This window comes from Diaphorobacter oryzae DSM 22780, assembly GCF_059568935.1.
The window spans coordinates 20,102-45,081 of record NZ_JCANUL010000009.1 but is presented as its reverse complement, the minus strand read 5'-3'; the positions used below and the strand labels follow the sequence as shown (position 1 = coordinate 45,081).

The 24,980-nt window shown below is 69.9% G+C and carries 26 protein-coding genes; 18 read left to right on the top strand and 8 right to left on the bottom strand.

The window, feature by feature from the left end; all coding sequences use genetic code 11:
- Positions 1 to 41 precede the first annotated feature (41 nt).
- Positions 42 to 1,115: a selenide, water dikinase SelD gene (gene selD / locus BP68_RS14155; RefSeq protein ID WP_496372848.1), complete on the bottom strand. Its 1,074-nt coding sequence runs from the start codon at positions 1,113 to 1,115 to the stop codon at positions 42 to 44.
- A gap of 115 nt (positions 1,116 to 1,230) precedes the next feature.
- On the opposite strand from selD, the gene mnmH reads away from it, so the two are divergent.
- The 10 genes from mnmH (at position 1,231) to soxZ (ending at position 12,206) form a co-directional block, all read left to right on the top strand.
- On the top strand, positions 1,231 to 2,280 hold the full coding sequence (gene mnmH, locus BP68_RS14150; RefSeq protein WP_496372846.1) for a tRNA 2-selenouridine(34) synthase MnmH: 1,050 nt from the start codon (positions 1,231 to 1,233) through the stop codon (positions 2,278 to 2,280).
- 179 nt (positions 2,281 to 2,459) lie between these two features.
- Positions 2,460 to 3,035, top strand: coding sequence for a restriction endonuclease (locus BP68_RS14145; protein ID WP_496373012.1), 576 nt, complete (start codon positions 2,460 to 2,462; stop codon positions 3,033 to 3,035).
- A gap of 42 nt (positions 3,036 to 3,077) precedes the next feature.
- Positions 3,078 to 4,316: a patatin-like phospholipase family protein gene (locus BP68_RS14140; protein ID WP_496372844.1), complete on the top strand. Its 1,239-nt coding sequence runs from the start codon at positions 3,078 to 3,080 to the stop codon at positions 4,314 to 4,316.
- 59 nt (positions 4,317 to 4,375) lie between these two features.
- Complete coding sequence (gene metG, locus BP68_RS14135; RefSeq protein WP_496372842.1) at positions 4,376 to 6,451, top strand: methionine--tRNA ligase; 2,076 nt, start codon at positions 4,376 to 4,378, stop codon at positions 6,449 to 6,451.
- A gap of 444 nt (positions 6,452 to 6,895) precedes the next feature.
- The gene (locus BP68_RS14130; protein ID WP_496372840.1) at positions 6,896 to 7,237 is read left to right on the top strand and encodes a c-type cytochrome; all 342 of its coding nucleotides are present in this window, start codon (positions 6,896 to 6,898) and stop codon (positions 7,235 to 7,237) included.
- Positions 7,237 to 8,514 carry an FCSD flavin-binding domain-containing protein gene (locus BP68_RS14125; RefSeq protein WP_496372838.1) on the top strand — a complete coding sequence of 426 codons (1,278 nt, stop codon included), beginning with the start codon at positions 7,237 to 7,239 and terminating at the stop codon, positions 8,512 to 8,514. Before BP68_RS14130 ends, BP68_RS14125 begins: the two co-directional genes overlap by 1 nt.
- A 3-nt stretch (positions 8,515 to 8,517) precedes the next feature.
- Positions 8,518 to 9,564, top strand: coding sequence for a YeeE/YedE family protein (locus BP68_RS14120; RefSeq protein ID WP_496372837.1), 1,047 nt, complete (start codon positions 8,518 to 8,520; stop codon positions 9,562 to 9,564).
- Between the two features lie 442 nt (positions 9,565 to 10,006).
- On the top strand, positions 10,007 to 11,347 hold the full coding sequence (locus tag BP68_RS14115; protein WP_496373010.1) for an FAD-dependent oxidoreductase: 1,341 nt from the start codon (positions 10,007 to 10,009) through the stop codon (positions 11,345 to 11,347).
- A gap of 3 nt (positions 11,348 to 11,350) precedes the next feature.
- Positions 11,351 to 11,857 (top strand): thiosulfate oxidation carrier protein SoxY, encoded by a 507-nt coding sequence (locus BP68_RS14110; RefSeq protein ID WP_496372836.1) that lies wholly within the window; start codon positions 11,351 to 11,353, stop codon positions 11,855 to 11,857.
- Between the two features lie 19 nt (positions 11,858 to 11,876).
- Positions 11,877 to 12,206: a thiosulfate oxidation carrier complex protein SoxZ gene (gene soxZ, locus BP68_RS14105; RefSeq protein ID WP_496372835.1), complete on the top strand. Its 330-nt coding sequence runs from the start codon at positions 11,877 to 11,879 to the stop codon at positions 12,204 to 12,206.
- Positions 12,207 to 12,313: 107 nt separating this feature from the next.
- Here soxZ and BP68_RS14100 read toward each other — a convergent pair whose 3' ends face one another.
- Together BP68_RS14100 and bamE are read right to left on the bottom strand one after the other, a co-directional pair.
- Positions 12,314 to 13,003, bottom strand: coding sequence for a YitT family protein (locus BP68_RS14100; protein ID WP_496372833.1), 690 nt, complete (start codon positions 13,001 to 13,003; stop codon positions 12,314 to 12,316).
- A 104-nt stretch (positions 13,004 to 13,107) separates the two neighbouring features.
- The gene (bamE, locus tag BP68_RS14095; RefSeq protein WP_496372831.1) at positions 13,108 to 13,608 is read right to left on the bottom strand and encodes an outer membrane protein assembly factor BamE domain-containing protein; all 501 of its coding nucleotides are present in this window, start codon (positions 13,606 to 13,608) and stop codon (positions 13,108 to 13,110) included.
- Positions 13,609 to 13,727: 119 nt separating this feature from the next.
- On the opposite strand from bamE, the gene BP68_RS14090 reads away from it, so the two are divergent.
- The 8 genes from BP68_RS14090 (at position 13,728) to BP68_RS14055 (ending at position 19,471) form a co-directional block, all read left to right on the top strand.
- The gene (locus tag BP68_RS14090; protein WP_496372829.1) at positions 13,728 to 13,931 is read left to right on the top strand and encodes a DUF3460 family protein; all 204 of its coding nucleotides are present in this window, start codon (positions 13,728 to 13,730) and stop codon (positions 13,929 to 13,931) included.
- Positions 13,932 to 14,011: 80 nt separating this feature from the next.
- Positions 14,012 to 14,872 (top strand): segregation and condensation protein A, encoded by an 861-nt coding sequence (locus BP68_RS14085; protein WP_496372827.1) that lies wholly within the window; start codon positions 14,012 to 14,014, stop codon positions 14,870 to 14,872.
- A gap of 54 nt (positions 14,873 to 14,926) precedes the next feature.
- Positions 14,927 to 16,516, top strand: coding sequence for an L-aspartate oxidase (gene nadB, locus BP68_RS14080; protein ID WP_496372825.1), 1,590 nt, complete (start codon positions 14,927 to 14,929; stop codon positions 16,514 to 16,516).
- Positions 16,517 to 16,562: 46 nt separating this feature from the next.
- Positions 16,563 to 16,943: an aspartate 1-decarboxylase gene (gene panD, locus BP68_RS14075; protein WP_496372823.1), complete on the top strand. Its 381-nt coding sequence runs from the start codon at positions 16,563 to 16,565 to the stop codon at positions 16,941 to 16,943.
- A gap of 52 nt (positions 16,944 to 16,995) precedes the next feature.
- Entirely contained in the window at positions 16,996 to 17,634 is a 639-nt protein-coding gene (gene queE / locus BP68_RS14070) for a 7-carboxy-7-deazaguanine synthase (protein WP_496372821.1), read from the top strand.
- Between the two features lie 2 nt (positions 17,635 to 17,636).
- A complete protein-coding gene (locus BP68_RS14065; protein WP_496372819.1) occupies positions 17,637 to 18,023 on the top strand; it encodes a 6-pyruvoyl trahydropterin synthase family protein in 387 nt (128 codons plus the stop codon).
- Between the two features lie 29 nt (positions 18,024 to 18,052).
- Positions 18,053 to 18,412, top strand: coding sequence for a 5-carboxymethyl-2-hydroxymuconate Delta-isomerase (locus tag BP68_RS14060; protein WP_496372817.1), 360 nt, complete (start codon positions 18,053 to 18,055; stop codon positions 18,410 to 18,412).
- Between the two features lie 174 nt (positions 18,413 to 18,586).
- Entirely contained in the window at positions 18,587 to 19,471 is an 885-nt protein-coding gene (locus BP68_RS14055; protein ID WP_496372815.1) for an amino acid ABC transporter substrate-binding protein, read from the top strand.
- A 190-nt stretch (positions 19,472 to 19,661) separates the two neighbouring features.
- On the opposite strand, the gene BP68_RS14050 is transcribed toward BP68_RS14055, so the two are convergent.
- The 5 genes from BP68_RS14050 to nadC form a co-directional block, all read right to left on the bottom strand.
- Entirely contained in the window at positions 19,662 to 20,714 is a 1,053-nt protein-coding gene (locus tag BP68_RS14050) for a porin (protein WP_496372813.1), read from the bottom strand.
- A gap of 201 nt (positions 20,715 to 20,915) precedes the next feature.
- The gene (gene pabB, locus BP68_RS14045) at positions 20,916 to 22,727 is read right to left on the bottom strand and encodes an aminodeoxychorismate synthase component I (protein ID WP_496372811.1); all 1,812 of its coding nucleotides are present in this window, start codon (positions 22,725 to 22,727) and stop codon (positions 20,916 to 20,918) included.
- Entirely contained in the window at positions 22,724 to 22,879 is a 156-nt protein-coding gene (locus BP68_RS14040; RefSeq protein WP_496372809.1) for a hypothetical protein, read from the bottom strand. The genes pabB and BP68_RS14040 overlap by 4 nt, the downstream gene beginning before the upstream one ends.
- Positions 22,880 to 22,952: 73 nt before the next feature.
- Positions 22,953 to 24,077: a quinolinate synthase NadA gene (gene nadA, locus BP68_RS14035; protein ID WP_496372807.1), complete on the bottom strand. Its 1,125-nt coding sequence runs from the start codon at positions 24,075 to 24,077 to the stop codon at positions 22,953 to 22,955.
- An 11-nt stretch (positions 24,078 to 24,088) separates the two neighbouring features.
- The gene (gene nadC / locus BP68_RS14030; protein WP_496372805.1) at positions 24,089 to 24,955 is read right to left on the bottom strand and encodes a carboxylating nicotinate-nucleotide diphosphorylase; all 867 of its coding nucleotides are present in this window, start codon (positions 24,953 to 24,955) and stop codon (positions 24,089 to 24,091) included.
- Positions 24,956 to 24,980: the final 25 nt, after the last annotated feature.

The following is a 24,980-nucleotide window of genomic DNA, read 5'->3' as shown; positions in this document are numbered from 1 at the left end:
CCATCCATCAGGCGCATGCAGCTCTCATTACAGGAGCATCCTCACCCCCGCACTTCCAGCCGCGCCGGGCCTGCCTGCACGCCGCCGATGACCGCCGCCTGCGCAAAGCCCTCGCGCTGGAACACGGCCAGCACGTCCTGCACGCCGTCGGGCGCGCAGGCCACCAGCAGGCCGCCCGAGGTCTGCGGGTCGGTCACCAGTGCCTGTGCGGTGGCGGGCAGGCCATCGGCCAGCACAACGCCCTCGCCGTAGCCCGCCCAGTTGCGGCCGCTGGCGCCGGTGACGAAGCCGGCGGCCGCCAGCTCGGCCACGCCCGGCAGCAGCGGCACGCGGGCCCAGTCGATCTGCACCGTGACGCCCGCGCCGCGCGCCATCTCCAGCGCATGGCCGGCCAGGCCGAAGCCGGTCACGTCGGTGATGGCGTGCACGGCGGGCAGCTCGGCCAGCAGCGGGCCGGGCGTGTTCAGGCGCGTGGTGGTGGCGATCATTTCGCGGTAGTGCGCGTCGCCCAGCTGCTCCTTCTTGAGCGCGGCCGAGTACACGCCCACGCCCAGCGGCTTGCCCAGCACCAGCACGTCGCCGGGGCGCGCGCCCGCGTTGCGGCGCACGCGGTCGGGGTGCACCAGGCCCATGGCGACGAGGCCGTAGATGGGCTCGACCGAGTCGATGGTGTGGCCACCCGCGATCGGGATGCCCGCCGCGCGGCACACGTCCTGCCCGCCGCGCGCGATGGCGCCGATCACCTCCAGCGGCAGCTGGTTCACCGGCATGGCCACCAGCGCCAGCGCCATGATGGGCTTGCCGCCCATGGCGTACACGTCGCTGAGCGCGTTGGTGGCGGCGATGCGGCCGAACTCGTACGGGTCGTCCACGATGGGCATGAAGAAGTCGGTGGTCGCCACCAGCGCCTGGCTGTCGTTGAGCCGGTACACGGCGGCGTCGTCCGCCGTCTCGATGCCCACCATCAGCTCGGGCGGGATGACGGCGCCCGCGCCGCTTTGCTGCAGGATCTGCGACAGCACGCCGGGCGCGATCTTGCAGCCGCAGCCGCCGCCGTGCGAGAGCGAGGTGAGGCGCGGGGTGGACGGGACGGCGGGGGAGGCAGAAGCATTCATGGCGAGCAGGGAAAAGACGCGGTGACGGACAATGGCGGTTACCCACGGGCTGCGGGTGCGCTGCGCGCATCATCCCAGATTCGCACGCTCCGGCCCGTTCTTCACCGCCATCTCAGTGTCCCACCACCGCCCCACCCGCCCCACCGACCGCCACGCGTTCGACGCCATCATCGATGCGCGCTCGCCCGCCGAATTCGCCGAGGACCATATCCCCGGCGCCATCAACTGCCCCGTGCTCGACAACGAGGAGCGCGCCATCGTCGGCACCATCTACGTGCAGCAAGGCGCGTTCGAGGCGCGGCGCGTGGGCGGCGCCATGGTCGCCGCCAACCTGGCGCGCCACCTGCGCGAACAGCTGGCCGACAAGCCCCAGGACTGGCGGCCGATGGTCTATTGCTGGCGCGGCGGCATGCGCAGCGGCTCCATGGTGCAGTGGCTGCGCCTGGTGGGCTGGGACGCGCAGCAGCTCGCGGGCGGCTACAAGGCCTTTCGCCGCCACGTGATGGCCACGACCGAGGCGCTGGTGCCGCAGCTGGACCTGCGCGTGCTGGTGGGCGCCACGGGCAGCGCCAAGACGCGCGTGCTGCAGCAGCTCGCCGACGACGGCGCGCAGGTGCTGGACCTGGAGCACTGCGCGCGCCACAAGGGCTCGCTGCTGGGCGCCCTGCCCGGCGTGCCCCAGCCGTCGCAGAAGAACTTCGAGACGCAGATCGCCACCGCGCTGGAGGCGATGGACCTGTCCCGCCCCGTCTACGTGGAGGGCGAGAGCGCGCGCATCGGCCGCCTGTCGGTGCCCGTGCCGCTGGTGGAGCGCCTGCGCGCCGCCGCCTGCATCGAGATCGAGGCCACGCCCGACGAGCGCCTGGCCTACCTGCTGCGCGACTACGCCTACCTGGGCGACGACCCCGGCACGCTGGCCAAGCGCCTGGGCGCGCTCACCGAGCTGCATGGCAAGGAGACGGTGCAGCGCTGGCAGGCCTGGGCGCAGGCGCGCGACCTGGCGCCGCTGTTCGCCGAACTCATGCGGCTGCACTACGACCCGCACTACGGCCGCTCGCAGGCGCGCAACTTCGCCCGCTGGGACACCCGCCAGCGCGTGGCCGCGCCCGACCTGTCGCAGGCCGGCATTGCCCGCGTGGCCCAGGCCGTGCTGGCGCTGGGCTGAGGCACCGGTTTTGAACCAAATACGCCTCTGACGCAGATACAGAAAGCGCAAATAGCTATTAAATTAATAGCAAACATGCTCGCAGCGTACCCCGCTGCAGCCCGGGCCCGCCCCGCGGTCGGGTAGGCTCGGGGCCAAGTGCTCCCATTGCTTCCAAGGATGTTGCCGTGAAACTCAAGATGGCCCCGAACTCGGGGTTCGCAATCCTGCTGCGCTCGCCCTGGTGGGTCAGCTTCGCCATCGCTGCCGCCATCGTGCTGGTCTGCGGCGCGCTGCTGCCGGCCGACATCGCCCCCTTCGCCGCCATGGGCGCCGTGCCGCTCGCCGTCGTGGGCTGCATCGCCGCCTGGCGCCAGTGGCGCGCCCCCAGCGCCGCGCGCGTGCAGGGCGTGCTGGACGCCGCCGCCGCCATGCCCTGGCGCGACTTCGCCCAGGCCCTGGAGAGCGCCTGGCGCGCCGAAGGCCACCAGGTGCAGCGCATGAACGGCCCGCACGCCGACCTGCGCATCGACAAGGACGGGCAGTTCATCCTGGTGGCCGCGCGCCGCTGGAAAGCCGCCAACCATGGCGTGGAGCCCCTGCGCGAACTGCAGGCCGAGGTGCAGCGCCAGGGCGCGCGCACCGGCGTCTATGTGGCGCTGGCGGGCGCGGTGAGCGACACCGCGCGCAGCTTCGCGCGCGACAATGGCCTGGTGCTGCTGGAGGGCGACACCCTGGCCACCCTGCTGCTCAAGGCCGAGGCGCGCCAGGCCTGACGCCAGGCGCCCGGCCGGCACACCGCAATCACCGCAACCGCCATGACCGCCCCCTGCGCACTCCATGACCCCAGCACCGGCCTGGTGCTCACGGGCGGCGGCGCGCGGGCGGCCTACCAGGTGGGCGTGCTGGAGGCCATCGCCGACCTGCGCACCGCCTGCGGCCAGCGGCACGGGCCGGCGCCGTTCGCCGTGCTCAGCGGCACGTCGGCCGGCGCCATCAACGCCGCGGCCCTGGCCTGCGGGGCGGACCAGTTCGACCGCACGGTGCGCCGCATCGCCCGCGTGTGGGCCAACTTTCACGCCCACCATGTCTACCACGCCGACGCGCTGCGCGTGATGCGCAGCGGCGCGCGCTGGCTTACGCTGCTGTCGCTGGGCTGGGCGTTCACCCGCTGGAGCCGCATGCGCCCCAACTCGCTGCTGAACAACGCGCCACTGATGCAGCTGCTCAAGGAGTTCGTGCCGCTGGCGCGCGTGCCGCGGCTGATCCGCGCCGGCCACCTGCGCGCGCTGGCCGTCACCGCGTCCAGTTACAGCACGGGCCAGCACGTCGCCTTCTTCGACGCCGGCGACGCCCAGGAGCCCTGGGTGCGGTCGCTGCGCAAGTCCGCGCGCGGGCCCATCACCCACACCCACCTGCTGGCCTCGTCGGCCATTCCCTTCGTGTTCCCGGCCGCATCGCTGCTCATCGATGGGCACCTGGAATATTTCGGCGACGGCTCCATGCGCCAAACCGCGCCGCTGGCGCCCGCCATCCACCTCGGCGCGCGGCGCCTGCTGGTGGTGGGCACGAGCCGCACCTACGAGCCCCCGCGCCCCTGCGCCGCCGGCACGGCGCAGCCCTATCCGCCGCTGGCGCAGATCGCCGGCCATGCGCTGTCCAACATCTTCCTGGACGCGCTGTCGGTGGACATCGAGCGCGCCGAGCGCATCAACCAGACCCTGGCCCTGGTACCGCCCGAGGCGCGCAAGCGCAGCCCGCTGTGCCCGCTGGAGCTGCTGGTGTTCGCCCCCTCGCGCAGCCTGGACGAGATGGCCGCGCGCCATGTGTGCGACCTGCCCGCGTCCATCCGCACCCTGCTGGGCGCGCTGGGCGTGCGGGCCGACCAGCCGGACGCCGGCAACGGCGCGCTGGCCAGCTACCTGCTGTTCGAGCGCGCCTACACGCGCGAACTCATGGACCTGGGCCGCAGCGACGCCCTGGCGCGGCGCAGCGAGATCTGCGACTTCTTCGACTGGCACGACAGCGGCAACCCCGTGCGCACGCCCAGACGCTGACACGGCCTAAAATTGCGGGTTCCGCCCAGCACCCCGAGGCGATTGGAGAGCCGCTCCCGATGACCGCACGCAAGATTTTTGTCACCACCGCCCTGCCGTACGCCAACGGCAACTTCCACATCGGCCACATCATGGAATACATCCAGGCCGACACCTGGGTGCGTGCGCAGCGCATGCAGGGCAACGCGGTCAACTTCGTGGGCGCGGACGACGCCCACGGCGCGCCCATCATGATTGCCGCCGAAAAGGCCGGCAAGACGCCCCAGCAGTTCGTGGCCGACATCGCCGCCGGCCGCAAGCAGTATCTCGACGGCTTCCACATCGCCTTCGACAACTGGAGCAACACCGACAGCCCCGAGAACCACGAGCTGTCCAAGCAGATCTACCTCGACCTGAAGGCCGCCGGCTTCATCGAGACGCGCACCATCGAGCAGTTCTTCGACCCCGAGAAGAGCATGTTCCTGCCCGACCGCTTCATCAAGGGCGAATGCCCGCGCTGCCACGCCAAGGACCAGTACGGCGACAACTGCGAGGTCTGCAGCGCCGTCTACGCGCCCACCGAGCTGATCAACCCCTACTCGGCCCTGTCGGGCGCCAAGCCCGTGCTGAAGTCGTCCGAGCATTTCTTCTTCAAGCTGTCGGACCCGCGCGCCGTGGCGTTCCTGACCGAGTGGACGCAGAACGGCCAGCATGTGCAGCCCGAGGTGGCCGCCAAGATCAAGGAATGGTTCGGCGTGCGCACCAATCCCGACGGCACAACCAGCGAAGGCCTGGACGACTGGGACATCAGCCGCGACGCGCCCTACTTCGGTATCGAGATTCCCGACGCGCCGGGCAAGTACTTCTACGTGTGGCTGGACGCGCCCGTGGGCTACCTGGCGTCGCTGAAGGAACTGCTGAACCGCCGCGGCGAGAGCTACGACGCCTACATGGCCGACCCTGCCCTGGAGCAGTACCACTTCATCGGCAAGGACATCATCACCTTCCACACGCTGTTCTGGCCGGCCATGCTGAAGTTCAGCGGCCGCAAGACGCCCACCAAAATCTGCGTGCACGGCTTCATGACCGTGAACAACGGCGAAAAGATGAGCAAGAGCCGCGGCACCGGCCTGGACCCGCTCAAGTACCTGAGCCTGGGCATGAACCCCGAGTGGCTGCGCTACTACCTGGGCGCCAAGCTCAACGGCCGCAACGAAGACATCGACTTCAACCCAGAAGACTTCATGGCCCGCGTGAATGCCGACCTGATCGGCAAGTACGTGAACATCGCCTCGCGCGCCGCGGGCTTCATCTTCAAGCGCTTCGAGGGCCGGCTGGGCACCGTGAGCGAGGACGGCCAGGCCCTGCTGGCCCATCTGCGCGAGCAAAAAGACGCCATCGTCCACGCCTACGAGGCGCGCGACACGGCCCGCGCCGCGCGCGAGATCATGCTGCTGTGCGACCGCGTGAACGAGTACGTGGACGCCCACAAGCCCTGGGAACTGGCCAAGCAGGAGGGCATGGAGGCGCGCCTGCAGGACGTGTGCAGCACCTGCATCGAGGCCTTCCGCATCCTGACGATCTACCTCCAGCCCATCCTGCCCCGGCTGGCCGGCGAGGTGGCGGCCTTCCTCATCGTGCCGCCCGAGCGATTCGCCGACGTGGCCCGCCCACTGGGCGCCGGCCACCAGATCGGCCAGTACAAGCACCTGATGCAGCGCGTGGACGAAAAGCAGCTCGACGCGCTGTTCGAGCCCCCGGCCGCGCCGGTGGAGCTGGCCGAGAAGGTTCTGCCCGGCGGCGAGGAGATCGCGCCCACCATCACCATCGACGACTTCGCCAAGATCGACCTGCGCATCGCCAAGATCGTGGAGTGCAAGCCCGTCGAAGGCTCGACCAAGCTGCTGCAGCTGACGCTGGACGCCGGCGAGGGCCGCATGCGCAACGTGTTCAGCGGCATCGCCAGCATGTACCAGCCCGAGCAGCTGCAGGGCAAGCTCACGGTGCTGGTGGCCAACCTGGCGCCGCGCAAGATGAAGTTCGGCATCAGCGAAGGCATGGTGCTGGCCGCCAGCCACGCCGACGAGAAGGCGCAGCCCGGCATCTACGTGCTGGAGCCCTTCCCCGGCGCCACGCCCGGCATGCGCATCGGCTGACGCCCGCACGGCCCCAGCCCCTGCGCCCGCCGGACGCAGGGGCTTTTTTGTGCCCGGCCGCGGCTGGGCCTGCCAGACCGACATCTGCATTTGAGATACCAGACATCGCGCCCGGCGATGCACCTACCCTCCCGACATAGCCGAGAAATTTGAATAAAAACAGCCCATAACGCTTATGCAGCAATCGTGAGCAGCTCACTTTTTCGAATATCCCGTACCGCCCTGCACCCCGTACCGCGGCGCCTTGGGGCCGCCGGTGGGCAGCATATAGGCAGGAAGCAGAACCTTCTAACCGGTTGTTGCAAAGTGCTTCCTAGAATCCGCCGCTCTTGACCGTCGTTCCTGCGTGCAGGGCCCCGGCGGTCGTCGTTGACACACATAGCCGTTCCCCGCCCGCCCCACGAATGCAGCGCGGAGACTCGCTCTAGCCCCTCAGGAGACTGCATGCCTCTGTCACTTCCCATGCGGCCAGCGCTGCTGGCACTGGCGCTGACCGCGCCCTTCGCCGCCGTCGCGGCCTCTCCCACGCCGCCGACCGCCGGCCCCAGCGTGCAGGACATTTCGGTGATCGCCGGCACCTGCGCCAACTGCCACGGCCCCAACGGGCAGTCCACCGGCGGCATCCCGTCGCTGCGCGGCGTGGGCGAACGCCACCTGCTGCTGCGCATGCAGGCCTTCAAGGCGGGCACGGCCACCGACGCCACCGTCATGACCCGCCTGATGAAGGGCTATGACGACGCACAACTGCAGGCCCTGGCCGCGTGGTTCAACAAGGAGGCCAAGTAATGTCTTTCAATCGCCGTACGGTTTTGGGCAGCGCCCTGGCGGGCGCTGCATCCTGGTCCCTGCCGTCCATCGTCCAGGCCCAGGCGGCCTCGGCCCATGTGGTCGTGGTCGGTGGCGGCTTCGGCGGCGCCACCGCCGCCCGCTACCTGAAGGAGCGCGCGCCCCAGGTGCGCGTGACGCTGGTCGAGCCCGCCGAGCGCTTCTACACCTGCCCGTTCTCCAACCTCTACCTGGCCGGCCTGCGCTCGTTCGAGAGCATCGGCCACGGCTATGACGGCCTGCGCAAGGCGGGCATCGAGGTGGTCCACGCCCGCGCCGACGATGTGGATGCCGCCGCCCGCACCGTCAAGCTGTCCAGCGGCCAGACGCTGCGCTACGACAAGCTGGTGCTGTCCCCCGGCGTGGACATGCGCTGGGGCGCGCTCGAAGGCTATGACGAGGCGGCGGCGCAGCGCGCGCCCCATGCCTGGAAGGCCGGCCCGCAGACCCAGCTGCTGCGCCAGCAGATGGAGGCCATGGACGACGGCGGCACCTTCGTGATGGTGATTCCCGCCAACCCCTTCCGCTGCCCGCCCGGCCCCTACGAGCGCGCGGCCATGGTGGCCCAGTACTTCAAGCAACACAAGCCCAAGAGCAAGATCCTGCTGCTGGACAACAAGGACGCCTTCTCCAAGCAGGGCCTGTTCATCCAGGGCTGGAAGGCGCTGTACGGCGACATGATCGAATGGGTCAAGCAGTCCGACGACGGCCAGGTGGTGCGCGTGGACGCCCAGCGCCTGGAGGTGGAAACCGCCTTCGGCGCCCGCCACAAGGCCAGCGTGCTGAACGTCATTCCGCCGCAGAAGGCCGGCTTCATCGCCGACCGCGCCGGTGTCACCGACGCCAGCGGCTGGGTGCCGGTCCGGCCCCAGACCTTCGAGTCCAGCCTGGTCAAGAACGTGTACGTGCTGGGCGACGCCACCCAGGCCGCGCCCATGCCCAAGTCCGGCTTTGCGGCCAACACCCAGGGCAAGGTGGCCGCGGCCGCGATCGCCGCCGAGCTGACCGGCCAGCCCCTGCCCCAGGCAGCCTTCGCCAACACCTGCTACAGCCTGATCGGCACGGACTACGGCATCTCGGTGGCGGGCGTGTACCGCAGCGAGGCCGGCAAGCTGATCGAGGTGCCCGGCTCCGGCGGCGTCAGCCCGGCGAACGCCGATGCGGGCTTTCGCAAGGCCGAGGCGGACTACGGCGCCGCCTGGTACAAGGCCATCAGCACCGACATCTGGGACCGTTGAACCATGACGCTTGTGTGGGCCAGCTTTCTGTGGGGCGCCGCGTTTGGCGTGGCGGCGCGACTGGGGCAGTTCTGCCTGCTGCGCGGCGTGCGCCAGGGCATGGGGCTGGATGCCGGCGCGCCGCAAGGCAGCGCACCGGCCCTGCAGGCCTTTGCCCTGGCCGTGGCGGTGGCCTTGCTGGCGTCACAGGGCCTGCAGCTGGCGGGCTGGGTCGATCTGGGCCAGGCCCAGATCGTGCGCCCCGGCTTCTCTGCCGCCGGGGTGCTGATCGGCGGCGCCGTCTTCGGCCTGGGCATGGTGCTGGCAAATGCCTGCGGCGCCCGTTCGCTGGTGCTGCTGGCCGGGGGCAATCTGCGCTCGCTGGTCACCGTGGTGTTCCTGGCGCTGGGCGCCCAGGCCAGTTCCACCGGCGTGCTGGTGCCGCTGCGCCAGTGGTTCCAGGGCCTGGCCCCGAGCGCGCTGGAGCACGCCACCCTGCCCCAGCAGCTGCAGGCCGGCGGCTGGTCGGCGGCGGCCGTCTACGGCCTGACCGCCGTGCTGCCGGCGCTGCTGCTGGCGGCCTATGCGCTGTACCGCCCGGCGCTGCGCCACAGCCCGCGCCAATGGCTGTCGGCGCTGGCCATCGGCCTGCTGGTGGCGGTGGGGTGGTGGATCAGCGCGTCGGTGCAGGTCGACCCGTTCGAGCCCGCCAGGCTGACCTCGCTGAGCTTCATCTCGCCGATCGCCGAGGGCCTGCTCTACCTGCAGGTGGCGGTCGGGCGCGAGTTCAGCGCCGCCCCGGCCATGGTGCTGGGCGTGCTGGCCGGTGCCGGCCTGACGGCGCTGGCCACCCGCAGCGCGCGCTGGCAGGGCTTTGACAGCCCCGCGCAACTGGCGCGCAGCGCCGCCGGCGGCTGGCTCATGGGCTTTGGCGGCCTGCTGGCCGCGGGCTGCTCCATCGGCCAGGGGCTGACCGGCATCACCACCCTGGCCTGGGCCACGCTGCCGGCCGTGGCCGGCATCGCGCTGGGCACCTGGGGCGCGCTGCGGCTGGGCGCCCGCCGGGCCTGATGCTGCAACCGCCGGTTGCCATCTGTATCGCCGCGCAACCGTTGGTCTAGAATCGCGCCCCAGACAGCTCTGCTTGTGCCGCGTGTCGGCTGAGAGGGATTTACCCATCCTTGCCCGTGCGTGGCCGGCCTTTCCCGGGCACCGCACGATCAACGCTCAAGCCCGTCCATGAGTTGCGTTGATTGCAATGGATGTGGCTCCTGCCACGCCAGGAGCCCGATGTGCCACCCCCTGCGACGCCCGCCCCGTACCGCCCGTGCCACCACGGCGGCCCGGCTGCGCCCGCGGGCGGCATGGTCTGCCCGTTCCCTTTGCATTCCCGGCCGCCGCAAGCCCTGCGGCGCCCCCTGCATGCACATGCCTGTCGATCCGATCGCCCGCGGGCCCCGGCCCGGCCCCTGCCGGCCGCCCCGCTCACCCACCACAAGGAGGAACCATGACCATGCAACGCCGCCACTTTCTGATGACCCCGCCCGCCGTGGCCCTGGGCGCCGCCGCAGCAGCGGCCCCCATCCACGCCCTGGCGGCCCCCACCATCATGACGCCCCAGTCGCGCATCCTGCCGCGCGAGGGCAAGGGTCCGCGCATCGTGATCTGCGGCGGCGGCTGGGGCGGCCTCACGGCGGCGCGCTACCTGCGCGAGCTGATCCCCAATTCCGACGTGGTGCTGCTGGAGCGCAACCCCACGTTCTGGTCCGGTCCCATGAGCAACAAGTGGCTGATCGACATCGTGAACACCGATTTCGTGAACCACGACATGCTGCACCCCGCCAACAAGTACGGCTACAAGCTGCTGCAGACCGAGGTGACCGGCTTCGAGCGCGACAAGAAGCTGGTGCGCACCGCCCACGGCCTGGTCGAGTACGACTTCCTGATCCTGTCGGGTGGCATCCGCAACGACTACGAGGCCTGGTTCGGCAACGACCAGAAGGCCATCGACTACACGCGCAAGCATTTCCCCAACGCCTACATCCCCAACCAGGAGATGCTGGCGCTCAAGAGCAAGGTCAAGAACTTCAAGGGCGGCACCCTGGTCATGACCCTGCCGCCGCCGCCGCACCGCTGCCCGCCCTCGCCCTACGAGCGCGCCTGCCTGATCGCCTGGCACATCAAGAAGAACAAGATCCCCGGCAAGATCCTGATCCTGGACCCCAAGCCCAAGATCGCGCCCATCGGCGTGGGCTACAAGCAGGCCTTCGAGGAGCTGTACCCGGACATCATCACCCACGTGCCCAACGCGCGCGTGCAGGAGGTCGACCCCTTCAACAAGCGCATCAAGACCGCGGCCGGCGAGTTCCAGTTCGACGACGCCATCCTCATGCCCCCCCACCAAGCGGCCGAGATGGTGTGGCACGCCGACCTGATCGGCAAGACCCCCGACGGCAAGCCCACGGGCTGGGCCGACATGAACGTGCGCTACTTCACCGCCAACAGCGACGACCGCGTGTACTTCGTGGGCGACCTGATGGGCGCCATCTCGGACCAGTTCGGCCATTACCCCAAGAGCGGCCACGTGGCCAACTACATCGGCAAGATCGTGGCCAAGAACATCGCCCAGCGCGCCGCGGGCAAGGAGGTCACGCCCCTGCTGCCGGACAACCTGTGCTACATGATGGTCAACGGCGACCCGCAGGAGGAAATCTCGGTGAAGTTCGAATATGAGGTGGACCCCACGGGCAAGGTCATCCAGACCCAGATCGACATGGACGTGCGCACGTCCGATCTGGTCAAGGAAGACTTCGCCTGGATCAACGAAAAATTCAGCGACTTCCTCGGCATCTGAGACATGAAACCTGCAAGCCCTCCCACCCTGACCCGCCGCCACATGGTGACCCGCGTTGCCGCCGCAGGCGCCGCCCTGGCCCTGCCCGGCGCGGCGCTGGCCCAGGCGCCCGCCAAAGTTCCGCTGGTCGGCCCCCTGGCGCCCAATCCCGTGGAATTCAAGAAGACCATGGAGCAGTTCATCGGCAGCGCCACGCCGCAGGCCGAGGGCCTGCAGCTGGACGTGCCCGTGCTGGCCGACAACCCCGGCGCCGTGCCGGTGAAGGCCCGAGTGACCCTGCCCATCACCGAGCAGGACTGGTGCGAGGCCCTGATCGTGGTGGCCGAGCTCAACCCCATCCCCCTGGCCTGCCGCATGCAGTTCACCGCCGACACCGGCACGGCCGAGGCCGCGGTGCGCATTCGCCTCAGCCAGTCGCAGACCGTGCATGTGCTGGCGCGCATGAAAAGCGGCAAGGTGCTGGCGGCCAAGCAGGCCATCACCGTGGCGGCCAGCGGCTGCGGCATGTAGGAAAGGAACGGCAATGAGCATGAACAAGCCCCCCCGCGTCTGGGTCAGCAACGACAAGCCCAAGGCCGGCGACATCCTGCGCGTGCGCGCGCAGATGGAGCATGTGATGGAAACCGGCCTGCGCGTGGACCCCGCCACCGGCAAGCCCCGCCCGCGCCACATCCTCAACCACTTCGAGGCCAAGCTCGGCGGCAAGTCGATCTTCACCTGGACCCCCGGCACCTCGGTCGCCCAGAACCCGTACATCGAGTTCACCTTCAAGGCCCGCCACAGCGGCGAGCTGGCGATGTTCTGGAAGGACGACCAGGGCGCCACGCTGACGGCCAGCAAGACCATCACGGTCGGCTGAACGGCACCCACAAAGCAAAGCCCCGCAGGCAGCGCGCCTGCGGGGCTTTTTTATGCGTTAAATAAGGCTCTAGCGCTTATACAGCAAGCGCGAGCAGCTATACATTTTCATCGACCGGTGTAGCGTCCGGGGCGGTGGCTCACGGCCAGGAAGATGCCCATCACCACCGCCGCCAGCACCGACCAAGCCACGCGCTCGAAAGGCACGACCCACAGCGCCAGGGCCACCACCGCGCAGTCGATCGCCATCTGCACCTTGCCGGCCGGCACGCCCCACTTGTCCTGCGCGTACAGCGACACGATGGTCGCCCCGCCCAGGCTGGAGCGGTGCCGCGCCAGGAACAGCACGCCCGTGCCCATCAGCAGCCCGCCCACGATCGCCGCGAAGGCCGGGTGCAGGTAGTCGATGTGGATCAGGCGCGGGCCCACGGCGGTCACCACGGACAGCAGGGCCACGGACAGGAAGGTCTTGATCGTGAATTCCCTGCCGATGACCCGCCAGGCGAACCAGTAGAACGGCACATTGATGGCGAAGTAGATCAGCCCGAAGGTCCAGCCGGTGGCGTAGTGCAGCACGAAGGCCAGGCCCGCCGTGCTGCCCGTCAGCAACCCCGCCTGCCCGAACATGAGCATGGCCAGGCCGACGAACAGCGTGCCGGCGAACAGCGCCTGCGCGTCCTCGAACGGGCCGTGGCGCAGGCCGCTGGCGGTGGATGGAAGGGCGGGCGCCGCGGCGGGCGGCGCAGTGATGGAGAGAGCGGGATCGGCGTGCTGATACTGTGCGGTGCTGCTGGCCATGGTGTGGTTCCTGTGCATCCTGCGAACGGCGCTGGTGGCGCCGGGACGCGATCATCTCATGGAAAACCCTAGGTCTGCAGGCCCCGCACGGGCCGCGCGGCGAATCAGGGGCCGTCGTGCAGCTTTTCGGTGCTGGCGGCCTTGCGCACCACGCCGTCCGGACCGAACACCACGGTGAAGAGCATCTCGCGGGCGGGCGCGTCGGTCCAGTTCCAGTCCCACTCGGTTTCCTGCTTCAGCTCGTAGGTCACCTGCTTGGCCGGCTTGCCCAGCAGGCGGCGCACCTGCTCCTGCGTCATGCCGGGCTGCACCTTCTCGAAATGGTGCGGCGCCAGCACCTGGCGCAGCGCGCTCATCTTGCCGTCGGTGCCGATGGTGATCATGTAGTTGCGCCGCCCGGCCGGCTGGCGGTTGTACTCCAGCGTGCGCGAGCCGTCGGCCTCCTGCCAGACCTGCTCGGGCTCGCCGAAGCGCTGGCGCACGTCCACCTCGGTGGAGACGCCCTCCTCCAGCTCCTTGATGCGCTGGTCGTCACAGCCCGCGAGCATGGTGAGCACGGCCAGCACGGAGGCGCCGGCGCCCTTGAGCCAATGGTTGAGTGGCATCGCTATCTATCCTTGTCGTTCCTGCCGCCACCCGGCGGCGCACAGCCCGCACTCTATACCGGCCCGGGGCGGGTCCCCGGCTAGAATGCCCGGTTGCCAAGAGTCCTACAGAGCGCACCATGTCCTTCTTTCGCCGCCCCGACTACGAATCCGACACCACCCAGTTCATCAAGCAGCTGAAGACCCAGAAGCCCGAGCTGGACGCCCAGCAGCAGGCCGGCCGCTTCCTGCTGTGGGACAAGCAGGTGGACCGCGACGCCTGGAAGGAATACGACGCGGCACGCGTGGCCCAGCAGCCCTATGTGTACCAGACGCGCTCCTGAGCGCGATTCAAGCCAAATCAGGCTCCAGCGCCCGCACAGCAAGCGCTGAATGCTATTAATTAAATAGCAACAAAACATCCATGGCCGCCGCCCGCACCGCCCCGACCACCGAGGACGACGTGCCGCCGGCCGCCGAGGGCGGCATGCCCGAGGTGGTGGACCAGGTGGCGCTGGCGCGCCTGTACGGCGAGCCGCTGTTCGCGCTGCCGCAGGACCTGTACATCCCGCCCGATGCGCTGGAGGTGTTCCTGGAGGCCTTCGAGGGCCCGCTGGACCTGCTGCTGTACCTGATCCGCAAGCAGAACTTCAACATCCTCGACATCCCCATGGTGGATGTCACCCGCCAGTACCTGGGCTACGTGGAGGAAGTGCGCAGCCGCAACCTGGAGCTGGCGGCCGAGTACCTGCTGATGGCGGCCATGCTCATCGAGATCAAGTCGCGCATGCTGCTGCCGCCCAAGAAGCAGGAAGGCAGCGCCGAACCCGAGGACCCGCGCGCCGAGCTGGTGCGCCGCCTGCTGGAGTACGAGCAGATGAAGCTGGCCGCCCTGCAGCTGGGCCAGCTGCCGCAGTACGGGCGCGACTTCCTGCGCGCGCAGGTCTATATCGAGCAAAGCCTGCAGCCGCGCTTTCCCGACGTGAGCGCGGCCGACCTGCAGGAGGCCTGGCGCGACATCCTGCGCCGCGCCAAGCTGGTGCAGCACCACCGCATCACGCGCGAGGAGCTGTCGGTGCGCGAATACATGAGCCATGTGCTCAAGGCGCTGCAGGGACGGCGCTTCGTCGAGTTCGAGGCGCTGTTCCAGCCCGAGAAGGGCAGCACCGTGCTGGTGGTGACCTTCATCGCCCTGCTGGAGCTGGCCAAGGAGACATTGATCGAAATCACCCAGGCCGAGGCCTTCGCCCCCATCTACGTGCGCCTGGCCTACACGCCCGCCTGACCGCATTCTTCACCCCCGCCAGGGCCGGCGGCCGTGGCGCGCAACCCCACAGCCATGGCATCACACGACTTCGACGTACTCATCGTGGGCAGCGGCCTCGCCGGCCTGTCCGCGGCCCTGCAGCTCGCCCCCACGCACCGCGTGGCGGTGCTCACCAAGCGCCAGCTCAGCGACGGCGCCAGCGCCTGGGCCCAGGGCGGCATTGCCGCCGTGCTGGCGCCCGGCGACAGCTTCGACGCCCATGTGCAGGACACGCTGGTGGCCGGCGCCGGCCTGTGCGACCTGGCCGCCACGCAGTTCGTGGTGGAGAACGCGCCCGCCGCCATCCACTGGCTGCAGGGCCTGGGCGTGCCGTTCTCGCAGGAGGGCGACGCGCTGCACCTCACGCGCGAGGGCGGCCACAGCGCGCGGCGCATCGTGCACGCCACCGACGCCACCGGCGCCGCCGTGCAGCGCACGCTGATCGACAGGGTGCGCGCCACGCCCGGCATCACGCTGTTCGAGCACCACACGCTGGTGGACCTGATCACCTCGCGCAAGCTGGGCCTGCCCGGCGCGGGCCGCTGCCTGGGCCTGTACGCGCTGGACGAGGCCACCGACGAGGTGCTCACCTTCCGCGCGCCGCAGACCATCCTGGCCACGGGCGGCGCGGGCAAGGTCTACCTGTACACCACCAACCCCGACACCGCCACGGGCGACGGCATCGCCGCCGCCTGGCGCGCGGGCTGCCGCGTGGCCAACCTGGAGTTCATCCAGTTCCACCCCACCTGCCTGTACCACCCGCACGTCAAGAGCTTCCTCATCACCGAGGCCGTGCGCGGCGAGGGCGGCCTGCTGAAGCTGCCGCCCGGCAAGGGCGGCACGCGCTTCATGCCCCAGCACGACGCGCGCGCCGAGCTGGCGCCGCGCGACATCGTGGCCCGCGCCATCGACTTCGAGATGAAGAAGCACGGCCTGGACTGCGTGCACCTGGACATCTCGCACCAGAGCCCGGCCTTCCTGCAGGAGCATTTCCCCAACATCCTGGCGCGCTGCGCGGAACTGGGCATCGACATCACGCGCGAACCCATCCCCGTGGTGCCCGCGGCGCACTACACCTGCGGCGGCGTGCTCACCGACCTGGCGGGCCGCACTGACCTGCAGGGCCTGTACGCCATCGGCGAAACCGCCTGCACCGGCCTGCACGGCGCCAACCGCCTGGCCAGCAACTCGCTGCTCGAATGCATGGTGTTCGCGCGCGCCGCGGCCCAGGCCATCGCCGCCGCACCGCATGCCGACAGCCCCGCCCTGCCCGCCTGGGACGACAGCCGCGTGACCGACGCCGACGAATGCGTGGTCATCTCGCACAACTGGGACGAGCTGCGCCGCTTCATGTGGGACTACGTGGGCATCGTGCGCACCACCAAGCGGCTGGAGCGCGCGGCCCACCGCATCGCGCTGCTGCGCGGCGAGATCCAGGAGTTCTATTCCCACTTCCACGTCACGCGCGACCTGCTGGAGCTGCGCAACCTCGTGCAGGTGGCCGACCTCATCGTGCAAAGCGCGCAGATGCGCCACGAAAGCCGCGGCCTGCACTTCAGCCGCGACTGGCCCGACATGGCGGCCCCCGCCGCCCCCACCATCCTGGTGCCGCCCATGCGCTGAGGCGCGCGGCGCCGGCACACCCGCCCCACCATTCCAAGGAGACACCATGTTCCGCACCCTGCTCAAGTCCAAGATCCACCGCGTGGCCGCCACGCACTGCGAGCTGCACTACGAAGGCTCCTGCGCCATCGACGAAGACCTGCTGGAGGCCGCCAACATCGCCGAGAACGAACAGGTCCACATCTGGAACATCAACAACGGCGAGCGCTTCATCACCTACGCCATCAAGGGTCAACGCGGCAGCGGCATGATCTCGGTGAACGGCTCGGCGGCACGCCGCGCCGCCGTGGGCGACCTGCTCATCATCGCGGCCTTTGCCCAGGTGCACGAAGACCATGTGGCCACGCACCAGCCGCAGCTGGTGTTCGTGGACGAGCGCAACCGCCAGGTGGAGTTGCGCCACCATGTGCCCACGCAGCCGCTCTGAGCCTGCCGGGCATGACTGAAGGCCCCACCGCGCGCCGCACGGAGGTTGTCTCATGAGCTACAGCGTCAAGGAAATCTTCTACACCCTGCAGGGCGAGGGCGGCCAGGCCGGCATGCCCGCCGTGTTCTGCCGCTTCGCGGGCTGCAACCTCTGGAGCGGCCGCGAGCAGGACCGCGCCAGCGCCGTCTGCCGCTTTTGCGACACCGACTTCTTGGGCACCGACGGCACGCTGGGAGGCAAGTTCGCCGACGCGGGCGCTCTGGCCCAAAGAATCGCCGCGCAATGGCCCGCGCAAGACCGCGCCCACCGCCTGGTGGTGCTCACGGGCGGCGAGCCGCTGCTGCAGGTGGACGCGCCGCTGATCGACGCGCTGCACGCCGAGGGCTTTCGCATCGCCGTGGAGAGCAACGGCACCATCGCGGCGCCGCCCGGCATCGACTGGCTGTGCATCAGCCCCAAGGCCGGCGCCGAATGGGTGCAGCGCGAGGGCCAGGAGCTCAAGCTGGTCTGGCCCCAGAGCGGCCTGGACCTCGACGCGCTCGAAACCACGGGCCGCTTCGCCCACCGTTTCCTGCAGCCCATGGACGGCCCCGACCAGGCGGCCCACATCGCGCTGTGCATCGATCTCTGCATGCAGCGCCCGGCCTGGCGCCTGAGCCTGCAGACCCACAAGCTCACCGGCATCCGCTGACGATGCCCGCCCCCGCCATGCCGCAGCAATACACCGTCCACCAGCGCATCTTCTTCGACGCGGCCCACACCCTGCGCCGCGAGATCGAGGCCGAGGGCAGCCGCCGCATCCACGGCCACACCTACCACGCCGAGATTGCGCTCACGGGGCCGCTCGACCCCGCCACGGGCATGGTCCAGGACCTGGGCCATCTGCGCCAGCGCCTGGCCGTGCTGCGCGAGCGGCTCGACCACCACCTGCTCGACGAGGTGCCGGGCCTGGGCACGCCCACGCTCGAAAACCTCTGCCGCTTCATCGCCGAGGCCCTGTCCGACATGCAGCCCCCGCCCAGCCGCGTGCGCGTGTGGCGCGAAGCGCTGGGCGACGGCTGTACGCTCGACCTGTCCTGAACCCTTTCCCTGCACCACCGAGGCCTGCCATGCCCCATCTGATCGTCGAATACTCCCGCAACCTCGCCGGCTTCCCCGAGGCCCAGGCGCTCGCCGAACTCAATGCCGCCGTCTGCGCCAGCCCCGAGCTGGCCGACGAGGCCGACCTCAAGAGCCGCATCGCCCCCGTGCAGCAGTTCGAGATCGGCACCGCGCCAGCGAATCGCGCCTTCGTGCACGCGCAGCTGCGCCTGCTGTCGGGCCGCAGCCCCGGGGCCAAGAAGGACCTGGCCGGCCGCGTGGCCGAGGTGCTGCGCCGCCTCACGCCCCGCCCCGCGGGCCTGATGGTGCAGCTCAGCGTGGAGATCGTGGACATGGACCGGCCGTCCTACGTCAAGGAACGGCTCTAGGCCCGGGCCGCACGTGTCGATCGCCCCCACCATGGCGGGGGCGGCCGCGCCATTTAGGCATTTGACTAGGATCAATGCGACCGGCATGCGCAGGTTCATACTGAATCGGCGAGCCCGCTGCGGGGTTTGCCGCAGGGCCGCTCTTTCATCCACCGAACTTGCCGAAAGCCTGCCATGAAAAACCTCAGCATTGCCTTGTTTGCTGCGGCCCTGTCGGCTGCCCTGCCCACGGCCCAGTCGCAAACGCTCCAGAAGATTGCCGCCAGCGACAAGATCACCGTGTCCTACCGCGAAGCGGCCGTTCCCTTCAGCTACGTGATCGGAACGCACAAGGCGGTCGGCTTCGCGGTGGATCTGACCGAAGCCATCGTCGACGACGTGCGCCAACGGCTGCACAAGCCGTTTCTGCAGGTGGCATACCTGCCCGTGACGGGGCAAAACCGCATTCCGCTGCTGATGGACGGCACCTACGACCTGGAGTGCGGCTCCACCACCAACACCGCCGCGCGCGGCAAACAGGTCGCCTTCACCATCAACCATTTCTATGCGGGCACCCGCGTGCTGGTGAAGAAGGCCTCCGGCATCCAGGGCTACGCCGACCTGGCCGGCAAGAAGGTGGCCAGCACCGCCGGCAGCACCAATGAAAAGCTCATCCGCCAGTACGGCGCCGACCATGGCCTGAACCTGGAGATCGTGCTCGGCAAGGACTACGGCGATGCGCTGGGCCTGGTGGAAAGCGACCAGGCCGCTGCCTTTGCGATGGACGACGTGCTGCTGTTCGGCCTGCGGGCCAACTCCGCCAACCCCGAGGCGCTTGAGGTCGTGGGCGAGACGCTGCAGGTCGAACCATATGCCTGCATGGTGCGCAAGGACGACCCGGAGTTCAAGAAGCTGGTCGACGGCACCATCGCCCGGCTGATGCGCACGGGGGAATTTGCGCGGCTGTACGCGAAATGGTTCGAGTCGCCCATTCCGCCCAAGGGCGTGGTGCTGAACATGCCCATGGGGCCGCAGCTCAAGGCCAACCTCAAGGCCCGCAGCGACCAGCCGGCCATGTGAGGCCTGCGGCCGACGCACCATCAAGGCTCAGGCCAAGGGGGCCAAAAAAAAACCGCTGCGGCCGAGCGGAGCCGAAGCGGTTTGGTGTGCGTTCCCGGCCTGCTCGCTTCCCCACCAGGTGGATCAGGCCGCGGCACTGCGGTCGGCTTGGGCAGGCCGCTCACGCGGCGGCGCCCGCGCCGACCATGCCTCAGAAGTTGTGGCGGATGCCGATTTCGTAGCCGGTGGCGTTGTCGCCGTTGGCGATCGTGGGGCCGGCCAGCGAGGACGAGGACACGGCAAAGCCGCGCTTGGCGTTGTCGTCGTTGCTGACGCGGGCCACCGTGCCGTACAAGCGGGTGCGCTTGGACATCTTGTGGCTATAGCCGATGGCGAACTTCTGCGTGTCGGCGTCGCTCACGTTCTTGTTCTTGATCTGCGTGTAGGCCACGCGCAGCTCGCCCGCCGCGCCTACCGGCATGGTGGCGCCCAGGCCGAACAGGTCCATGCGCTTGCCGTTGCCGCGCTCGGTGGCGAACAGCGCCATCGGCTTGACCATGCCCAGGTCATACGACGCGCCGATGTTGGTGGACTTGTAGTCCACGCCGGCGTTCGCCGTGCCGCCGCGCATGCGGCCGTGGCCCAGGGCCACGTTGAGCGGGCCGGCGCCGTAGCCGACGCGGATGGCCATGCCGCTGCCCAGGCGGCTGTTCTCGACCTTCTCGCCGAAGGCGTACTGGACCTGGCCGTAGAAGCCGCCCATCTTGGGCAGTAGATAGTTCACGCCATTGCTCAGGCGCTTGGGGGCGCTGCCCTCGGCCGTGCCGGCGGCGGAGCTGGCGCTGCCGATCAGGTTGGAGCCGCCGTTGCCGCCCACGCCCGCGTCGCCGAACGGGTCGAAGGTCTCGATGTTCATGTAGGCGGGCGACTTGTCGCGGCCCAGGCGCAGTTCACCGAAGTCGCCCATCAGGCTCAGGGTGGAACGGCGGTCGAACTTCAGGCCGCTGGCCGAGCCGTTGTCCACCGTCACGCCGGCCTCCAGCCAGAAACCGGCCTTCAGGCCGCCACCCAGGTCTTCCACGCCGCGAAAGCCCAGGCGGCTGCTGGAGTTGCCGCCGTTGGACAGGCCGGTCACGCTGTTCGTGCTGCTGGACAGGTGGGCCACCGAAGCGTCCAGCACGCCGAAGAGTGTCACGCTGGAATTCTGGGCCGAGGCGCCCGCGGCCGCTGTCAGTGCCGCGAGGGCGAGGAGAGTGTGTTTCATGCTGTTCATGGATTGGATTGAGGGAGAACAGCCGGTAGGGGTGCGCAAGCAGCGGCACCGTCAGAGTCCGGCCCGCCCCTGTGAGGGACCCGTCCTATTGAACAAACAAAATGTGACAGTTACGGGTAAACCCCAATACCCACTGCGGATTGGGCGCTTTGGCTTTGCGCCTATACGCGCGCGGACGCACGCCCGTCCCAGTCACCGGCCCGGTTCGGCCCCTGGCTCCAGCGTCGCGTCCAGCCAGCCGCGCAGGCTGTTGACGAAGGCCCAGCCCTGCACGCGCGGCAGGTCCTGCAGGCGCACCACCGTCTCGCGCATGCGCCCCTCGCGCAGCGCCACGGCCCGGCCCACGCCGGGCAGCAGGCCGCAGGCCAGCGGCGGCGTGACCCATTCGCCGTCGAGCAGCATGGCGATGCTGCCGAAGGTCGACTCGGTGATCTCGCCCGCCTCGTTGTATAGCACGGTGTCGAACACGCCGCTGCCGGCCGCCGGCGCGAACGCGGCATAGTGCGCGCGGCGCGTGGTCTTGTGGCGCACGAACTCGCCCTGCGCCTCGGCCAAGGGACGGTCGGCCAGCGCCAGGCGCACGGGCGTGGGCGTGGGCTGCAGCGCGAAGGCCTCGGCGCGGGGCCGGCCCCGCGCATCCAGCAGCAGGCGCACGCGCCAGGCGCCCTGCGCGTGGGCGGCGGCCAGCGCGTCCAGGCAGGCGGCCACGCGCGGCCCGTTCCAGGGGTGGCCGAAATGCGCGGCGCCGGCCTGCATGCGCGCCAGGTGCTCGGCGCGGTGGCGCAGAACGCCGCCCTCCAGCGCCAGGGTCTCCAGCAGCTCGAACGGCGCGCTGGCGCGTTCCACGAAGGCGCGCTTGGCCGCCCATTCCTGCCATTCGGCCGCGGCGTCAGCGCCCCAGACGATGCCGCTGCCGATGCCGCAGCGGGCCTGCTCGCCCTGCAGCTGGACCGTGCGTATGGGCACGTTGAAGGTGGCGGCAATGGCGCCCTCGCCCCCCGCCGGATCGGGCCGCACCACGCCCACGGCGCCGCAGTACACGCCGCGCGCGCCGCCCTCCAGCCGGCGGATGGCGCGCATGGCCTCGACCTTGGGGGCGCCCGTGACCGAGCCGCAGGGAAACAGCGCGGCGAACAGGTTGTGCAGCCCGGTGCCCGCGGGCGTGCGCGCCGTCACATCGGAAGTCATCTGCCAGACGGTGGGCAGCTGCTCGGTGTGGAACAGGCGCGGCACGCGCACGCTGTGCGGCTCGGCGATGCGCGAGAGGTCGTTGCGCAGCAGGTCCACGATCATCACGTTCTCGGCCCGCTCCTTGGGCGATGCGCGCAGCGCGGCCGCGCGCGCAGCGTCCTCCTCAGGCGTGGCGCCGCGCGCGGCCGTGCCCTTCATGGGCCGCGTGAGGATAGTGCCGGCGCCATCCGCGCCACAGCGCCAGTCGAAGAACAGCTCGGGCGAGACGGACAGCACCTGGTGCCCGCCCGCGTCGATGCAGGCCGCATACCCGCCCGGCTGCGCGCGCTGCAGCGCGGCGAACAGCGCCCGGGGCGAACCGCTGAGCCGCCCGCGCAGCGGCGCGGTCAGGTTGACCTGGTAGTACCGGCCCGCCGCAATGCCCTGCTGGATCTGGGTGAAGGCGGCCTCGAAGTCGGACCGCGCGGGCAGGCCGCTCCAGTCGATGCAGGCGCTCTCTTCATCACCACTTGCGGCTTCGTCGGGCCAGGGCAGCGGCGCCTCGTACACGGCGAACCAGGCCAGGGGCGCCTGGGGCCCGGGCGGCTCGGCGTGCACCGCCAGCGCCGCGTCGAAGGCGGGCGCGGCCTCGTAGCGCAGCCAGCCCACGCACCAGCGGCCGGCGCGCGCGGCGGCCTCGACGGCGTGGAGCACACCGCGCACGTCCTGCAGGCGGGTGGCTTGCAGCACCTGCAGCGGCCGGGCAAAGGCATGGCGCAGGCGCGGCGCGCCCGCATCGCGCGGGTCGCTGAAGTCGATCTGAGCCTCGTTCATGGCAGACCCGCGATGAAGTTGCGCGGGGGCGTGCCGGTGGTGCGGCGGGCCTGCGGACTGGCCGCGTGCGGCACGGCGGCGGCGCCTATGCGCCGGCATGCGGCTTCGCACAGCCGCGTCAGCCGCCCGTTGAATACGCCGGGGAATGCCATGAAGTAACGCTCAAAAATGCCTTCAGCGCTTATGCAGCAAGCGCAAATAGCTATCAAAACAATAGCATTAACCTCATACCGCGCCGAAATGCGGCACCAGCGCGCCCGGCGCCTGGCCACTCTTGAGCGCCGCGGTGAAGGCCAGCATGCGGTCGATGGGCCGGCGCGCGCGCGGGATCAGCGCGGCATCGACCTCGATGGCATTGGCGCCGGTCTCCAGCACGCGGGCCACGTCGGCCAGGCCGTTCATGGCCATCCAGGGGCAGTGGGCGCAGCTCTTGCAGGTGGCGCTGTTGCCGGCCGTGGGGGCTTCGTAGAAGGTCTTGCCGGGGTTGAGCGTGCGCAGCTTGTGCATCATGCCGCTGTCGGTGGCGACGATGAACTCCTGCGCGTCCAGGGTCCGCGCGGCCTGGAGGATGGCGCTGGTGGAGCCCACGGCGTCGGCTAGGGCCACGACATCGGCCGGGCTTTCGGGGTGCACCAGCACCTTGGCCTGCGGGTGTTCCTTCTTCAGCAGTTCCAGCTCCAGCGCCTTGAACTCGTCGTGCACGATGCAGGCGCCGTTCCAGAACACCATGTCGGCCCCGGTCTCGCGCTCGATGTAGGCGCCAAGGTGCCGGTCGGGCGCCCACAGGATCTTGTGGCCGGCGTCCTTGAGCGCCCGCACGATGTCGAGCGCGCAGCTCGACGTGACCAGCCAGTCGGCGCGCGCCTTCACGGCGGCGCTGGTGTTGGCGTAGACGACCACGGTGCGGTCGGGGTGGGCGTCGCAGAAGGCCGAGAACTCGTCGATGGGGCAGCCCAGGTCCAGCGAGCAGGTCGCGTCCAGGTCGGGCATGAGCACGGTCTTCTCGGGGCTGAGGATCTTGGCCGTCTCGCCCATGAAGCGCACGCCGCTCACCACCAGCGTTTGCGCCGCATGGTCGTGGCCGAAGCGCGCCATCTCCAGCGAGTCGCTGACGATGCCGCCGGTTTCCTCGGCCAGGTCCTGCAGGTCGGGGTGCACGTAGTAGTGCGACACCATGACCGCGTTCTTTTCCTGGAGCAGGCGGCGGATCTTGTCCTTGAGCGCGGTGCGCTCGGCGGGCGTAGGCTCGGCGGGCACGCGGGCCCAGGCATGCTTGGTGGAGCAGGTGGCGCCGTCGGCCGCGGCCAGGGGCTGCTCGTACTCCACGTCCTTGATGGCGATGGTCGTCATGGCGGGCCTCCTCAGGCGATGTCCTGCAGGCGCATGGAAAAGTCCGTGGCCTTCACGTCCTTGGTCAGCGTGCCGATGGAGATGCGGTCCACGCCGGTCTCGGCCAGCGCCCGCAGGCCGTCGAGCGTGACGCCGCCCGATATTTCCAAGATGGCGCGCTCGGCGTTGATTGCAACCGCCTCGCGCAGCACCGGCAGGGGCATGTTGTCCAGCAGCACCATGGTGGCACCGGCCGCCAGCGCCTCGCGCAGCTGTTCCAGCGTCTCCACCTCGATCTCGATGAACGCGGCCCGCGCCGCCACTGCGCGCGCGGCCTGCAGCACGGCCGTCACGCCGCCCGCGGCGGCGATGTGGTTTTCCTTGATCAGCACGGCGTCGTGCAGGCCGATGCGGTGGTTGGTGCCGCCACCCGTGCGCACGGCGTATTTCTGCGCCAGCCGCAGGCCCGGCAGGGTCTTGCGCGTGTCCACGATGCGCGCGCGCGTGCCGGCCACGGCGTCCACGTAGGTGCGGGTCTTGGTCGCCACCGCCGACAGCAGCTGCAGGAAGTTGAGCGCCGTGCGCTCGGCGCTGAGCAGCGCGCGCGCGTTGCCCTCGATCTCCAGCACCACCTGGTCCGGCGCGCAGCGCTGGCCCTCGGCCACATGCCAGGTCAGCCGCACCCCGGGGTCGAGCGCGCGCAGCGCCGCCTCCGCCCACGGTGCGCCGCAGATCACGGCGGCTTCGCGCGCCAGGATGCGCGCGCGGGCGCGGCGCTCCGGCGGCACCAGGCCGGCCGTCAGGTCGCCGCTGCCCACATCTTCCATCAGGGCGCGATCCACGTCGGCCCGCGCCAGCGCCGCGAGTGCATCGGCGCCAAAAAGGTCTCTCGTCGTCATGGGGGCAAGCATAGCGGCATCGCAT